16 protein-coding genes and 2 tRNA genes are annotated in these 12,843 nt (G+C 69.5%); 11 read left to right on the top strand and 7 right to left on the bottom strand.

The genetic code is table 11. The features are described from left to right. Positions 1 to 93: 93 nt before the first annotated feature. The gene (locus tag VHU88_06475; protein ID HEX3611314.1) at positions 94 to 765 is read left to right on the top strand and encodes a DUF302 domain-containing protein; all 672 of its coding nucleotides are present in this window, start codon (positions 94 to 96) and stop codon (positions 763 to 765) included. 147 nt (positions 766 to 912) lie between these two features. Further along, positions 913 to 2,370, top strand: coding sequence for an alkaline phosphatase family protein (locus VHU88_06470; GenBank protein ID HEX3611313.1), 1,458 nt, complete (start codon positions 913 to 915; stop codon positions 2,368 to 2,370). Positions 2,371 to 2,390: 20 nt separating this feature from the next. Here the strand turns inward: VHU88_06470 and VHU88_06465 are convergent, their stop codons facing one another. Next, positions 2,391 to 2,666 (bottom strand): hypothetical protein, encoded by a 276-nt coding sequence (locus VHU88_06465; protein ID HEX3611312.1) that lies wholly within the window; start codon positions 2,664 to 2,666, stop codon positions 2,391 to 2,393. 178 nt (positions 2,667 to 2,844) lie between these two features. On the opposite strand from VHU88_06465, the gene VHU88_06460 reads away from it, so the two are divergent. Next, positions 2,845 to 3,294, top strand: a complete 450-nt coding sequence (locus tag VHU88_06460; GenBank protein HEX3611311.1) for a hypothetical protein — start codon at positions 2,845 to 2,847, stop codon at positions 3,292 to 3,294. A gap of 94 nt (positions 3,295 to 3,388) precedes the next feature. Here VHU88_06460 and VHU88_06455 read toward each other — a convergent pair whose 3' ends face one another. Further along, entirely contained in the window at positions 3,389 to 4,315 is a 927-nt protein-coding gene (locus VHU88_06455; GenBank protein HEX3611310.1) for an SGNH/GDSL hydrolase family protein, read from the bottom strand. A 164-nt stretch (positions 4,316 to 4,479) separates the two neighbouring features. Beyond that, a complete protein-coding gene (locus VHU88_06450) occupies positions 4,480 to 5,124 on the bottom strand; it encodes a TetR/AcrR family transcriptional regulator (protein HEX3611309.1) in 645 nt (214 codons plus the stop codon). Between the two features lie 43 nt (positions 5,125 to 5,167). Between VHU88_06450 and VHU88_06445 the strand changes: the two genes are divergently transcribed. From VHU88_06445 to VHU88_06430, 4 genes are all read left to right on the top strand, one after another. Next, a complete protein-coding gene (locus VHU88_06445; protein ID HEX3611308.1) occupies positions 5,168 to 5,929 on the top strand; it encodes a TetR/AcrR family transcriptional regulator in 762 nt (253 codons plus the stop codon). Then, positions 5,899 to 6,309, top strand: coding sequence for a hypothetical protein (locus VHU88_06440; protein ID HEX3611307.1), 411 nt, complete (start codon positions 5,899 to 5,901; stop codon positions 6,307 to 6,309). Before VHU88_06445 ends, VHU88_06440 begins: the two co-directional genes overlap by 31 nt. After that, on the top strand, positions 6,306 to 6,539 hold the full coding sequence (locus tag VHU88_06435; protein ID HEX3611306.1) for a hypothetical protein: 234 nt from the start codon (positions 6,306 to 6,308) through the stop codon (positions 6,537 to 6,539). Before VHU88_06440 ends, VHU88_06435 begins: the two co-directional genes overlap by 4 nt. 178 nt (positions 6,540 to 6,717) lie before the next feature. Next, positions 6,718 to 7,131, top strand: a complete 414-nt coding sequence (locus VHU88_06430; protein ID HEX3611305.1) for a PIN domain-containing protein — start codon at positions 6,718 to 6,720, stop codon at positions 7,129 to 7,131. An 18-nt stretch (positions 7,132 to 7,149) separates the two neighbouring features. Here VHU88_06430 and VHU88_06425 read toward each other — a convergent pair whose 3' ends face one another. The 4 genes from VHU88_06425 to VHU88_06410 all read right to left on the bottom strand — a co-directional run bounded on the left by VHU88_06425 (position 7,150) and on the right by VHU88_06410 (position 9,866). Next, complete coding sequence (locus VHU88_06425) at positions 7,150 to 7,839, bottom strand: maleylpyruvate isomerase family mycothiol-dependent enzyme (GenBank protein HEX3611304.1); 690 nt, start codon at positions 7,837 to 7,839, stop codon at positions 7,150 to 7,152. A 139-nt stretch (positions 7,840 to 7,978) separates the two neighbouring features. After that, positions 7,979 to 8,052: transfer RNA gene (locus VHU88_06420), tRNA-Gly, on the bottom strand. Between the two features lie 16 nt (positions 8,053 to 8,068). Continuing rightward, positions 8,069 to 9,346, bottom strand: a complete 1,278-nt coding sequence (locus VHU88_06415) for an MFS transporter (protein ID HEX3611303.1) — start codon at positions 9,344 to 9,346, stop codon at positions 8,069 to 8,071. Positions 9,347 to 9,419: 73 nt separating this feature from the next. Continuing rightward, positions 9,420 to 9,866: a PPOX class F420-dependent oxidoreductase gene (locus VHU88_06410; protein HEX3611302.1), complete on the bottom strand. Its 447-nt coding sequence runs from the start codon at positions 9,864 to 9,866 to the stop codon at positions 9,420 to 9,422. 96 nt (positions 9,867 to 9,962) lie between these two features. Between VHU88_06410 and VHU88_06405 the strand changes: the two genes are divergently transcribed. The 4 genes from VHU88_06405 to VHU88_06390 all read left to right on the top strand — a co-directional run. Continuing rightward, positions 9,963 to 10,035 (top strand) — tRNA-Pro (locus VHU88_06405). Between the two features lie 89 nt (positions 10,036 to 10,124). Beyond that, positions 10,125 to 11,603 carry a trigger factor gene (tig, locus tag VHU88_06400; protein ID HEX3611301.1) on the top strand — a complete coding sequence of 493 codons (1,479 nt, stop codon included), beginning with the start codon at positions 10,125 to 10,127 and terminating at the stop codon, positions 11,601 to 11,603. A 135-nt stretch (positions 11,604 to 11,738) separates the two neighbouring features. Then, a complete protein-coding gene (locus VHU88_06395) occupies positions 11,739 to 12,377 on the top strand; it encodes an ATP-dependent Clp protease proteolytic subunit (protein ID HEX3611300.1) in 639 nt (212 codons plus the stop codon). Next, positions 12,374 to 12,843 (top strand): ATP-dependent Clp protease proteolytic subunit (locus tag VHU88_06390; GenBank protein ID HEX3611299.1); only part of this gene is annotated, 470 nt, incomplete at its 3' end. The genes VHU88_06395 and VHU88_06390, both read left to right, overlap by 4 nt.

The raw sequence follows: 12,843 nt of genomic DNA, 5'->3' as shown, positions 1-12,843 counted from the left end.
AGAATTGACCTGACGGACCCCGGTCCGCCGTCGATCTTTATGCAACGGAACATAGGCATGGGGCTCCAGTAGTCGTATCCCCGGAGGCCCCCGATGCTTGTCGAATCGACCGATCCGTCCCGGCCAACCGTCGGACGTCGGGCGGCACTGCGCACCGGCCTGCTCGCCGTGGCCGGCCTGACCGGGCTCGGCGCCTGCGGCAGCGGTGAGGCGGGAGCCTCGGCCGCAACGGCAACGGCGACCTCGACCGGTGGACCCGGTGCCACCGCCCACACCTCGACACGCTTGGCGATCCCGACCGGCCTGTCGTTCGCGGCGAGCGTGAGTCGTTTCGAGCAGGCGATCCCGCCACTGCCCGCCGCACAGCTGGCGGCGACGTTGCACACCAAGACGTTCGCGGACGTGAAAGCACTGCTGGCCGCGGCATCGCCGGTCTCGCTGTTCATCTTCTACGAACTGGACGCGACTGCGTTCATGAAGGCGGCCGGGCATTCCGCGGCGGCCAAGACCTATCTGGTCGGCAATCCGCTGATCGCCGAGACCATGTACGGGAACGACGCCGGCGTGATGCTTTACGCGCCGCTGCGCACGACGATCCGCACCGACCACGCGGGTGCCACCCACCTGCTGATCGACCGACCGAGCGACCTGTTCGGCAGCTTCGGCGACTCGCAGGTGGCGGCCGTCGGCCGGACGTTGGACTCCAAGATCGCCGACCTGCTGCTCCACCTGCAGTTTCCCGTCCCGCCGGAGCTGACCGCCTGATCCCGCACGGTCCGAGCACCGCTTGGATTTGCCTTGTGCATTGCGAAATCGGCCATTCGTTCATGATCGGCCGTGTGCTCTACTTCCTGCGTAGGAGCCGCACCCGGCCGTCGGGGCGCGCGGTGCGGGCTTGCGGAGGGAGTAGCGGTGGTCGGCATCAGCAGGCGTCGGTTGCTCAAGACGGCCGGGCTGGTCGCGAGCGCCGCCTTCGCCGCGGAATTCCTGCCGGCCAACGTGAACCGGGCGCTGGCGGCAGGTCCCGCGCGGGCCCCGCGGCTCAGCGACATCGAGCATGTGGTCATCCACATGCAGGAGAACCGGTCGTTCGACCACTACTTCGGAACGCTTGCGGGGGTGCGCGGATTCAACGACCCGGACGCGCTCACATTGAGCACGGGCCGTTCGGTGTTCCACCAACCGGACCCGAACCACCCGGACGGGTACCTGTTGCCGTTCCACCTGGACAGCTCGACGACCAACGCCCAGGCCAACCCGTCCCTGAGTCACTCCTGGGAGGCGCTGCACGCCTCGTGGAACGACGGCGCGATGGACAACTTCGTGCCCGCCCACCGCGACACCGACGGCAAGAACGGCCCGTTCACCATGGGCTACTTCGAACGCGCGGACATCCCGTTCCACTTCGCCCTGGCGGAGAACTTCACGATCTGCGACAACTACCACTCCTCGGTACTAGGCCCGACGTGGCCGAACCGGCTGTACCTGTGGAGCGCGAGCATCGACCCGGACGGCGAGCACGGCGGGCCGATCACCAAGAACTCCGCGGTCACGCCGTACGGCTGGCGCACCTACCCGGAGGCGCTGACCGAGGCCGGGGTGAGTTGGAAGGTCTACCAGGAGGAGGACAACTTCCACTGCAACCTGCTGGAGCGCTTCGAGGTCTTCCAGAACGCTGCGGTGGACTCCGACTTGTACCGCAACGCGATGCGTATCGGCCCGGTCGGGCAGTTCGAGTACGACGCGATGAACGACCGACTGCCCGCAGTGTCCTGGATCGTGCCGACCAGCTACCAGTCCGAGCACCCCAACTGGACGCCGGCGGCCGGCGCGGACTTCGTGGCCAGCAAGATCAACGCGATCGCGGCCAACCCCGACGTGTGGGCCAAGACCGTGTTCATCCTCAACTACGACGAGAACGACGGCTTCTTCGACCACGTCCGCCCCCCGACGCCGCCGCCCGGTACGCCGGGGGAGTTCATCGACGGCGAACCGATCGGGGCCGGGTTCCGGGTGCCGTGCATCATCGTCTCGCCGTGGACCACCGGCGGGTGGATCGCGAGCGAACGGTTCGACCACACCTCGACGCTGCAGTTCCTGGAGGCGTTGACTGGCGTCCCGGTGCCGAACCTGACCGACTGGCGCCGCTCCACCTTCGGTGATCTGACCTCGATCTTCGGCGCGACCGGCCGCGAGTTCCCCGGCCTGCCGGCCACGCAGCATCGACTCGCCCAGGTGCTCCGCACCGTCAGCACGCTGCCGCCGCCGCAGATCCCCGGTGCCGACCAGATCCGGCCCGAGCAGGAGGACGATTCCGGGAGCGGCGGCGACACAGGCGCGGGCGACACCGACGACGACTCGGACGGCTGAGCGCCGGTCGGGACGCCGGGTCAGGCGCCGACGGCCGCCGCGGGGATCGGCTCCGGCGCGGACACCGGCGGCTCAGACATCGATACCACCGGAGCAGCCGACCGGACCGGGATCAGGCCCAGTGCCAGCAGCAGTTCGCGCGCGTCCGCGACGTCGTTCGCGCGGGCGCAGATGGTCCTGCGGGCGGCCTGCCGGACCTCCTCGGTGAGGGGCCGGTAGGCCCCGCCCATTGCCGGATCCGCGTCCTCCCCGGCGCCGCCGGCCGGGGTCTGCTGCAGTTCGGTGAGTGGATTCATGGCATGGATATCTCCACCCGCAGGCCTCGCCAAACCTGGCCGGCCCAGCGGGACACAGGGGGGCGCCGGTTTCCTTCCCGTTCGTCCGGGTAGAAGATATATTGAATTACCGACCGGTCGGTAAGAGTTGATCTTGGCCGACGAGTGCGGTCCCTGGTTCGGAAGGAAGTGGACGACGATGAATGTGCCACGGAATCGAACAGTGCTCGGTCGGCTGGCTGTGGCCGGTCTGTTGACCGGTGCCATGACATTGGCCGGCGCCGGTGTCGCGAGTGCGGCGACGACCGCGCCGTCAGCGGTGACGGCCCCGGCGTACCACGGCCCGGGTGGTGGCGGCAGTGGCGGTTGGACCGGCCGCGGCGGCAGCAGTGGGTCCTACGGCGGCGCCGCCGGGCGCAACACCGGTGGGACCGGCACGGGGCGGTCCACCGGCGGCTCGGGCACTGGGCGCTGGACCGGCGGGGGATACTCCGGCGGCGTCCATCACTCGCGCGGCGGCGGTGGATACCGGCGCGGCGGCAACTACGGCGGTGGTTACTACGGCGGCGACTACGGCGGTTACTACACCGACGGGTGCGACCCCTACTACTACGGCTACTACGACCTGGACAACCCCACCTGCGAGTGACGCCGGATCGGCCGGTTGGCTGGGCGGCCGGCAGTCGGGACCCCCGACTGCCGGCCGTCGTGCGTCCGGCCGCCCGACCGAACTTGACGCTGGGTCAGTTGTCCGCCTGCGCGGCCGATTCGGAGCCAACGCTCGGGTCAGCCGCCAGGATGGCGCCGGCGACCAGACGGGCACCCGCGGCCGAGAGGTGGTCCCCGTCCGGGTCGAGCAACCCGGTCACGTCCGGGTGCGAGGCGAAAGCGGCCCGCGTCGAGACGTAGACGGCCCCGGTCTGCTCGGCGACGCTGCGGATCGCGTTGTCGGTCGCGATCGTGGCCTCCTCGGCCGCGGTGCGCCGCGCGGCGCTGTACTCGCGCTGGGCCACGGCGCCGGCCTTGAAGTCGTTCCAGTAGTCGCACAGCACGACCCGCACCCCGGGCGGGGCCAGCCGGCGGATCTCGGTGACCACGGCGCTGAGGTTGGCCTCCAACTGGTTCGCCACGGGTCGGAACGCCGAGGTGCCGGCTCCGGCCGCCACCGCGTCGAACGCGCGCGTGAAGTCGTTGGCCCCGGCGAACACAACCACGGTGTCCGCGGAGCTGACCACGTCGCGGGTCGGACCGTTGTGCTGCAGGTCCCAGAGCACATCGGCGCTCGACCAACCCGGGTCCGCCGCGTTGTGGGCGTCGATCGCGTCGCCGGTGCGGTCGCGCACGGCACCGGCGTACGTGGCGAGGACCCCGTCGCACCGGCACTGGGTGAGAACCGAGTCGCCTAGGCCGACCAGGTGCCAGGTGCGCGGCGCCGCGGCTACCGGGGACGTCGCGGATGCATCTGCGGGTTCGGGGTCGGCCGGATCGGGCGGTCCGGCGGGCTCCGGCGCGGGTGGTTCGTCGGCCACCGACTCGGTGTGGGCGACCGAGGTGCTTGCGCTGCGTTGCACCACCTGCGTCGGCCGCGCGCTCTCGGCCCCGCCCACCGACGTCAGCAGGCTCAGCAGCGCAACCAAACCGATACGCAGTCCAACGCGTTCAGACCACATCTGGCGCCCCCGCCTCGAATCCCCGCCTGCGCCCCCGTGCCGGCGGTTCGGCTTCCACCTTGACTACGGCCGGGCGCGACCCGCCAGCGACGGCGGTGGATCTTGGAGGGGATTCGACCTGTTCGTTGCACAGCGCCGGAAAACGGCGGCGGGTTCGCCTGGGTTCACCGGATCGGGGGCCCGTCCTTGGCTGTTGGCTGACCTTTGCGCGCAGGAGGGCGTGGGAGCGAGAGCGGACCTCTGGGGGCGACGATGCTGTCGACCGCAAGCAGGATCTGCTCGGCCAATGCATCGGGCGACAACGGGCCTTCCGGGTCGTACCAGCGATGCAGTGATGTGATCATCGTGATGATCAGGTTCGCCGCGACGCCGTGGTCGAGGGCGCCCGCCGGAGCGCATTCGGCGAGCAGGAGGCGGAACTCCTCGGTGATCCGGTGGGCCCACGTGCGGTACCGCTTGCGGGTGGCCGCCGGGAGCTCGGCCTCCTCGTTGAGCACGATCGCGTAGAACGTGCGCAGTTCGACTGCGGCGGCGACGTGGGCACGCAGCGTGCTGTGCAGTCGCTCGATCGGTTCCACCGCGAGGTCGCGTTGGACCTGGACCCGCCGGTCCAGATCCTTGATCACTCCGTCGACCACCTGACTCAGCAGCCATTGTTTGCTCTTGGCGTACTGGTAGACGGTGGGCTTGGCGATACCCGCAGCCTTGGCGATGTCGTCGATGGTCGTGTTCCGGTAACCGTTGGTCCGGAACACCGACGCCGCCGCGAGGACCACCGCCGCCGAGTCTGTCGCCTTCGCCCTGACCATGGCCCGCCAATCTGAACTTGCGCGTTCAGTCTAGTTTGTACCGATGGGCGCCGACTCGTTGCCGCGCAGGCGGATCAGCCAACGCGAGCGACGGGAGACCGCCGAGCGCAAGCTCCTGGAGGCGACGGTCGCGATCCTCACCGATCGTGGCTACGCCGCCACCACCACGCTGGAGGTGCAGAAGCAGTCCGGGCTCTCCCGCGGTGTGCTGCTGCACTACTACAGCTCGCGCAGCGAACTCATTGCGGCTGCGGTACGGCACCTCTACGCAACCCGCATCGACGACGTCCGCGTCCACGCGGCACAACTGGAGACGGAAAAGGGCGAGGACTGGGTCACGCTGCTCTGGCAGGTTTTCTCCGGACCGCTCGGCCGAGCGTCGCTGGAACTCCTGGCCGTGGCCCGTCACGACGCGGAGATGACGGACTACCTCGTCCCGTTGGAGCGCGAGTTCGGGCGGGCCAACCTTGCGCTGTGCCGCACGCTGCTCGGGGAGGAACGGGCCGCGCACCCCCGGTTCCGCGAGTTCTGTGTGGTGCTGGTGACCTCGATGCTCGGCGCCGCCGCCCGGACCGTCGTTGCCGGCAGCGCGGAGGAGGAACGGCTGCTGCGGACCTGGCGGCGGTTGCCGACATCTACCTCGGGCCCGAGGCCTGAGCCGACGATCAGGAACTCCCGGTCAGCCGGCGCCGCGGGTCGCGTGCCACCAACGCGCGCAGGATGCGGGCCACGACGCCCACGCGTCGACGCGAGTACGGGTACCACAGCACCTCGTTGCGCAACGTCCGTACGCGCGGCCGGGTGATGGCCTGCTGGCGGTGTGACGACGACCCGACCGCGCTTGCCGACCAGGGAGAGCGCCTGGGCGACGTACTCGGACTCGGCCACGTCGGTGGCGATCACGCAGGCGTCGGCCAACTGACCCCGCGCCAGTTCCGCGACGACCAGCCAGGCCTCGTCGGGGTCGGCGAAGGCGTGCGTCGCCCCGAATTCCAGGGCCTTCTCCCGTTTGAAGGCCACCGGGTCGATCGCGAAGACGTAGCGACAACCGGCCGCCCGAGCGCCCTGCACCGCGTTGATGCCGATGCCGCCGATGCCCATGATCACCGCGGCGTCGCCCGCCTTGAGCGCCGCGGTGCGCACGGAGGGCCTGCGGGCGCTGCTCGTACTGCGCTCGTGGCATGAGCAACCTGTGGGACCTGGGCGGGGCGATCATGCTCGGCCCGCAGCTCGACGGCACCTACCGGCTGCGCGGGCGCGGCGAGGAGATCGGCCAGGCCTGCATGCTCGGCACCTTCAGCGAGTACGCGGTGGTGCCGGTCGCCAGCACCGTCAAGGTCGAACCGGACCTGCCCCTGGACAAGGCGGCGCTCGTCGGCTGCGGCGTCACCACCGGGTACGGCTCCCATGGATGAACTAGTCAGTGCTGACTTGTTTCAGCCTAGGGCTGCCCCGAGGATGAGTCAACGGTTTCACCAAAACGAATTGACTGGTTAGTTTTTATTGAATCCGAGTCCTTCGCTTCGGCGATTCCCCCGCGGTCGGCCTGGCGTCGGGCCTCGGCGATGAGGAACTGATGCGGGCCGCCTGGTCATGACCGACTGGGCGATCGACAAGTCCGCCCTCTGGAAGCTTCCGCGTTCGCCGGACTACCCGACCTGGATCGACCGGATCAACCAGGGCCGCGTCTGGGTGAGCCTGCCCACGGTTCTCGGGGTCGCGGTGTCCAGCCGCGACGTCGCGGACTGGCCCCGGCTGCGCGATGCGGTGCTGGCCCCGCTGCTGACGCTGAACGCCACACCGCGATCGGAGCGTCGCGCCGTCGAGATCATGGCGGCGCTGATCGCCGCGCGGCTGCACCGCAGCGTGCCCCTGCCCGACATCCTGATCGCCTCGTTGGCCGTCGAACATCGGTTGTCGGTGCTGCACGACGACCATGACTTCGACCGGATCCGCTCCGTGTACGGGGATCGACCGGATGTCGAGCGGCTGCGCCTGCCGGGCTGAACCCGAGGGGGCAGGGACTCAGCCCAGGCCGCGACCGAGTCGGCGGACGAGTATGGGTTGCCCGGGACCGGAGAGCTCGGGCCCTGCAGTGGGTCTGCCGGCGAGCGCCATGAGGAGCGCCTCGCCCGGCCCACGCACTTCCGGACCGCGCCCGGATTTCCAGACCAGGTCGGTGGCGACCAGTCGCAATCCGCGAGCGCGCCGGAACGCCCCGATGGGCGGCGCGATCAGTGCGAACGGGAGCGCGGCTCGGAGCCGTTCGGGCGGGATGACGCGTGCCATACCCAGCGGTCGCCGGATGTCTTGGTGATGAATGAGGCCGTCGACCAGCGCGATCCTCGCGCCGAAGGCCGCCGGAAGTCCCCGTGGAGACAGGTTTGTGTTCAACAGCGCGACCAGCTGCTCGGGTTCGTAGGTGCTGTAGTCGGCTACCCCGACCGCATTGGCGCGGTCCGGCAGCAACCGCGCCTTGGCGAAGCGGGTGATCAGGCCGCGCGTGTCCAGCTCGTCGTAGCTGAGCAGGTGAGCGACCACCTCGCGCACGGACCAGTCGCTGCACAAGGTGGGGTGATCCCACTGCCGGGGTCGCAGCGTGGACAGCAGCGCCGCAAGATCTGCACGCTCCTGACGCGCAAGGAGTTTGGTGTCCGTCGCCGGCCTCCGTTGCCCAGAAGGGCCCACCCAGCCCTCGCGTCTCCGAGCGTCCATTTTCCTGTTTCGTCAAGCATGCGCCGGAGCGGCACCGTCCCGCCCGACCAAGATCAACGTGAACGTCACGCAGGGGGTGTCGTGCCGAATTTTGGGCCCGTCCGGCGTGACCCAAAGGTCGCTGAGCTGCGCAAATGCGTGGAGCGGGTGACCGGGATCGAACCGGCATGGCCAGCTTGGAAGGCTGGGGCTCTGCCATTGAGCTACACCCGCGTGGAGCGTGCTCAGCCTATAGGTAGAGCACCGCGCGGGGTTTGTGGCACAACGGGACCAACACCTCTTCGCCCACGGCCTCGAGCTCCGGCTCGAACGAGGGTTCCTGGGCCTGACTCCGGGTCAGTTCCCACATCAGGCTCAGTCCGATGGCGACCACGACCACCGCGACGCACCCGCTGAACAACTCACCGCCGGAGCGCAGGCCCATCTGGTTGACGGCCACCCCGGCACCGATGACCGGCACCGCCAATCCGATGTACATGACCGCGAAGAACGCCGAGTTCGTCTCGCCGCGACGCTCCGGCGGGCACCTGGTGTTGATGGTGGCGATGCCCTGCCCGATCGCCAGCCCGGTACCGGTGCCCGCCGTGATCCCGGCCAGCACCAGCACCTCGACCGAGCCGGTGGCGAGGCTGGCCGCGTTTAGCAGGCAGGACACGAACAGCCCGACACAGGCCAGCAGCATGCCGGTCGAGACCGTCAAGGACCGGCCCACGACCTGGCCCACCGCCACGGTGCCGAACACCGTTGAGGCGATGACCCCGGCCAGCAACAGGTCGTGGACCCCGACCAGGTGCACCAGGAAGGCCCCGACAACCACGTTGATCAGACCTCCGACCGCGAAGCCGGCACCCCCGGCGGACGAGGACTGCCAGAACGGGGCGCGCACCTCGGCGGGCACCGCGAGCCCGCGCGGCCGTAGCGACACCTCCGGCCGGCGGCGGCCGGGGGGCACGGCGAACCAGGTCCCGACCGCCGCCACCGCGAGCAGGACCAGATGCGCGACGTAGACGAGGTGGGTCGGCGAACTGAGGTGCTGTGCGAACACACCACCCAGGACCGGGCCGGACGCCAGCCCGCCGGCGTTGGCCACCAGCGCGGTCGTCGAAGCTGGTCCGCGCAGGCCGGCCGGTGCCAGGTCGACCATCGCCGCGGTGGCCGTGCCCGCCACCAGGCCGGTGGCCAGGCCGGACACCAACCGGGCCGCGAAGACCATCGTGAGGCTGTGCGCGACCAGGTACCCGACGTCGGAGACGGTCGAGGCGGCCACCGACGCGAGCAGTACGGGGCGGCGCCCGATGGCATCGGACACGCCGCCCAGGCCGAGCAGGCCGACGAGCACGCCGATGACGTAGATCGAGAAGATCACCGTGATCATCAGGGTGCCGAACCCGTACTGACGTGCCCACAGCCCGTAAAGCGCCGTGGGCACCGTCGCGCCGGTCATGACCAGGTACATGGTCAGGGCGACGAGCAGGGGGCGCGGCCCGAGCCGCGTCAAGGTGCTCACCGGCGGGCGACCGTTCGCCGGTGCGGGCGGGTGAGTGGCGGGCACTGTGCCATTGATTCGCTCGCAAGCTCGCTCATGCGGACAGGTCCACCATCGCGATCACGCGTTCCGGCCGCACCCGCACCAGGACCTCACCGGGCACCCCGTTGCGTTCGGCCATCTCCGCGGCCCGGTCCGCGCCCAGGTAGCGCCCGCCCAGCCGCCCGGCCCAGGCGCGCACCTCCGCCAGATCATCGATGATCGCAGCGTTGCCGTGCAGGGTCACGAAGCTGAACGGCGGCCGCTCGTCGTCCCAGCACAGGCAGACCCGGGGGTCGCGGGCGATCGCCCGGCCCTTCACGGTGTCCTTCCCGGTGAGCAGCACGACCGCGACACCGTCCGGGGTCTCCTCCAGGTCGACCCAGACGGGGACCACGAGCGGCGAACCGTCGGCGCGGACGACCGCGAGCTTGGCGGTGCGCGGCGGGTCGGCGCTGACGAACTTCTGCCACCAACCGTCCGGTGCACTTGTGTAGCCCACGGATCCCCCGCCTCCCGCTCGACGCTTTCAGAGGCCAACCATTCGGCGGCCTGCGGTCTTCCCGACCCAGCCCACTACACTTACCGCCCGACGCGACGGGGCGTAGCGCAGTGGCTAGCGCGCCTGCTTTGGGGGCAGGAGATCGGGAGTTCGAGTCTCCCCGCCCCGACTGGTGCCGAGCAACAAAGTTTCGCGCTGCGCCGGGTCAACCCGGTACGTTCCAAGCGAATCCACGTCAAAGAGCAGGAGAAACACGCCGTGAAGAGTGCCGTCGAGACCCTGAACCCGACCCGGGTCCGGCTCACGGTGGAGGTCCCCTTCGCCGAACTGAAGCCAAGCCTCGACGCGGCGTACAAGAAGATCGGCGGCCAGGTGAACGTGCCCGGCTTCCGCAAGGGCAAGGTGCCCCCGCAGATCATCGACAAGCGGTTCGGGCGCGCCGCCGTGCTCGACGAGGCTGTCAACGAGGCGATCCCGCACTTCTACGGCCAGGCCGTCACCGACGCCAAGATCCAGGTCCTCGGGAAGCCCAGCGTCGACGTCACCGAGTTCGCCGACGGCGCCGAGTTGAAGTTCACCATCGAGGTCGACGTGCGACCGGAGTTCGAGGTGCCGGAGTACAAGGGCATCGAGGTCACCGTCGACACCGCTGAGGTGAGCGACGAGGACATCGACACGCAGCTGGAGTCGCTGCGCGCCCGGTTCGCGACGCTGACGGGCGTCGACCGACCGGCGCAGGCCGAGGACCACCTCTCGATCGACCTGTCCGGTCGGACCAAGGACGGCGAGGAGATCGAGGACGCCCAGGCGAACGGCTTGTCCTACGTCATCGGCTCCGGCTCGCTGGTCCAGGGTCTCGACGAGGCGATCGAGGGCATGTCTGCCGGGGAGTCCAAGACGTTCTCCTCGACGCTGGTCGCCGGGCCGCGCAAGGACGAGGAGGTCGACATCGCGGTCACCGTCCAGACCGTCAAGCAGCGCGAGTTGCCCGAGGTCGACGACGAGTTCGCCCAGACCGCCTCGCCGTTCGACACCGTCGAGGAACTGCGCGCGGACATGCGCACCAAGATGGCCACCCAGAAGAAGCTGATGCAGGGCGGCGCGGCGCGCGACAAGGTCATCGAGGCGCTGCTGGAGAAGGTCGAGATCCCGCTGCCGGAGTCGTTCCTGCACGAGGAGGTGCACTTCCGGACCGACTCGATCGCCCGCCAGCTCGCCCAGGGCGGCCTGACCCTGGAGGACTACCTGCGCCACGAGGGGCAGAGCGCCGAGGAGTTCCACGAGGAGATCGAGAAGCAGTCCGCGCACGGCATGCGGGCGCAGTTCCTGCTCGACGCGATCGCGCGGGCCGAGAACGTGTCGGTCGGCCAGGAGGAGCTCACCCGCCACCTGATCCAGCGCGCGTCCGGCACCGGGATGACCCCCGACCAGTTCGCGCAGCAGATCGTCGCCGCCGGCCAGGCCAACATGCTGGTCGCCGAGGTCGTGCGCAGCAAGGCGCTGGCGATCGTGCTCAAGGACGCCAAGGTCACCGACTCCGCCGGCGCCGAGATCGACCTGGCCGCGCTGCGCCCGGAGGGCGCGGAGGAGATCGAGGACCTGGTCCGGGCCGAGATGGAGGCCCTGCACGAGGCCGGGATCGACCCCGCGCAACCGGTCACCACGGTGGGCGAGCATGCGGCCGCGATGGCCGACCCGGCCAGCGCGGAGATCCCGCAGGCCCCGTCCGGGGACTGACCCGACCCCGTACGGAGCGGGGCCTTTCGGGTCGCTCCGGGCGTTCGAACCTGCGCCGTGAGCGAACAGGGGCATCCGGCCCCGCCTTCGGTCAGTCGCCCACGTTAAGGTCGAGTCAGCCGCGAGTGATCGTCCTTGCGTAACCACAAGCCCCGAGCCGGTGAGGTTTCAGTGATCCAGTCCCGTGACAGTGCCGAGGGCGGTGGGTTGGGAGAGCGCGTCTACGAGCGCCTGCTGCGTGAGCGCATCATCTTCCTCGGCACCGAGGTCCGCGACGACATGGCCAACAACATCTGCGCGCAGATCCTGCTGCTGGCCGCGGAGGACCCGGAGAAGGACATCTGGCTGTACATCAACTCCCCGGGCGGTTCCGTCTCGGCCGGGTTGGCGATCTACGACACCATGCAGTTCGTCAGGAACGACGTGGCGACGGTCGCGATGGGGTTGGCTGCCTCGATGGGTCAGTTCCTGCTCTGCGCGGGCGCTCCCGGCAAGCGGTACGCGCTGCCCAACGCCCGGATCATGATGCACCAGCCCTCGGGCGGGCTGGGCGGTACGGCCTCGGACATCAAGATCCAGGCTGAGCAGATGCTGTTCACCAAGAAGCGGTTGGCCGAGCAGATCGCCGAGCACACCGGCCAGTCGGTCGAGCAGATCTCGAACGACTCCGACCGCGACCGCTGGTTCACGGCCGAGGAGGCCCGCGACTACGGGTTCGTCGACCACGTCGTGAACAACGCGCGTCAGGTGCCGGGATCCGGGGGGACTTCATGAACGACCGTCAGCTCCACCTGCCGGAGTCCCGCTACGTGCTGCCGCGCTTCGTCGAGCGCACCAGCCAGGGCTACCGCGAGTACGACCCGTACGCGAAGTTGTTCGAGGAGCGGATCATCTTCCTGGGCGTCCAGGTCGACGACGCCTCGGCGAACGATGTGATGGCGCAGCTGTTGACGCTGGAGTCCATGGACCCGGACCGCGACATCCAAATCTACATAAACTCCCCGGGCGGATCGTTCACGGCGTTGACGGCGATCTACGACACCATCCAGTTCGTGAAACCCGACGTGCAGACGATCTGCATGGGCCAGGCTGCTTCCGCGGCCGCGGTGCTGCTCGCCTCGGGTACCCCGGGCAAGCGGCTGGCGCTGCCCAATGCGCGGATCCTGATCCACCAGCCCGCCATCGAGGGCAGCGGCGGCCAGGCATCCGACGTGGAGATCATCGCCAACGAAGTGTTGCG

The organism is Sporichthyaceae bacterium (genome assembly GCA_036269075.1).
GTDB lineage: Bacteria > Actinomycetota > Actinomycetes > Sporichthyales > Sporichthyaceae > DASQPJ01.
The sequence above is the reverse complement of the archived record's forward strand: the minus strand, read 5'-3'. Positions and strand labels throughout refer to the sequence as shown.

Coding starts and splice junctions, on each gene's coding strand:
- VHU88_06475 (HEX3611314.1), top strand. CDS start 94: ATGCTTGTCGAATCGACCGATCCGTCCCGGCCAACCGTCGGACGTCGG.
- VHU88_06465 (HEX3611312.1), bottom strand. CDS start 2,666: ATGAATCCACTCACCGAACTGCAGCAGACCCCGGCCGGCGGCGCCGGG.
- VHU88_06460 (HEX3611311.1), top strand. CDS start 2,845: ATGAATGTGCCACGGAATCGAACAGTGCTCGGTCGGCTGGCTGTGGCC.
- VHU88_06455 (HEX3611310.1), bottom strand. CDS start 4,315: ATGTGGTCTGAACGCGTTGGACTGCGTATCGGTTTGGTTGCGCTGCTG.
- VHU88_06450 (HEX3611309.1), bottom strand. CDS start 5,124: ATGGTCAGGGCGAAGGCGACAGACTCGGCGGCGGTGGTCCTCGCGGCG.
- VHU88_06445 (HEX3611308.1), top strand. CDS start 5,168: ATGGGCGCCGACTCGTTGCCGCGCAGGCGGATCAGCCAACGCGAGCGA.
- VHU88_06435 (HEX3611306.1), top strand. CDS start 6,306: ATGAGCAACCTGTGGGACCTGGGCGGGGCGATCATGCTCGGCCCGCAG.
- VHU88_06430 (HEX3611305.1), top strand. CDS start 6,718: ATGACCGACTGGGCGATCGACAAGTCCGCCCTCTGGAAGCTTCCGCGT.
- VHU88_06425 (HEX3611304.1), bottom strand. CDS start 7,839: ATGGACGCTCGGAGACGCGAGGGCTGGGTGGGCCCTTCTGGGCAACGG.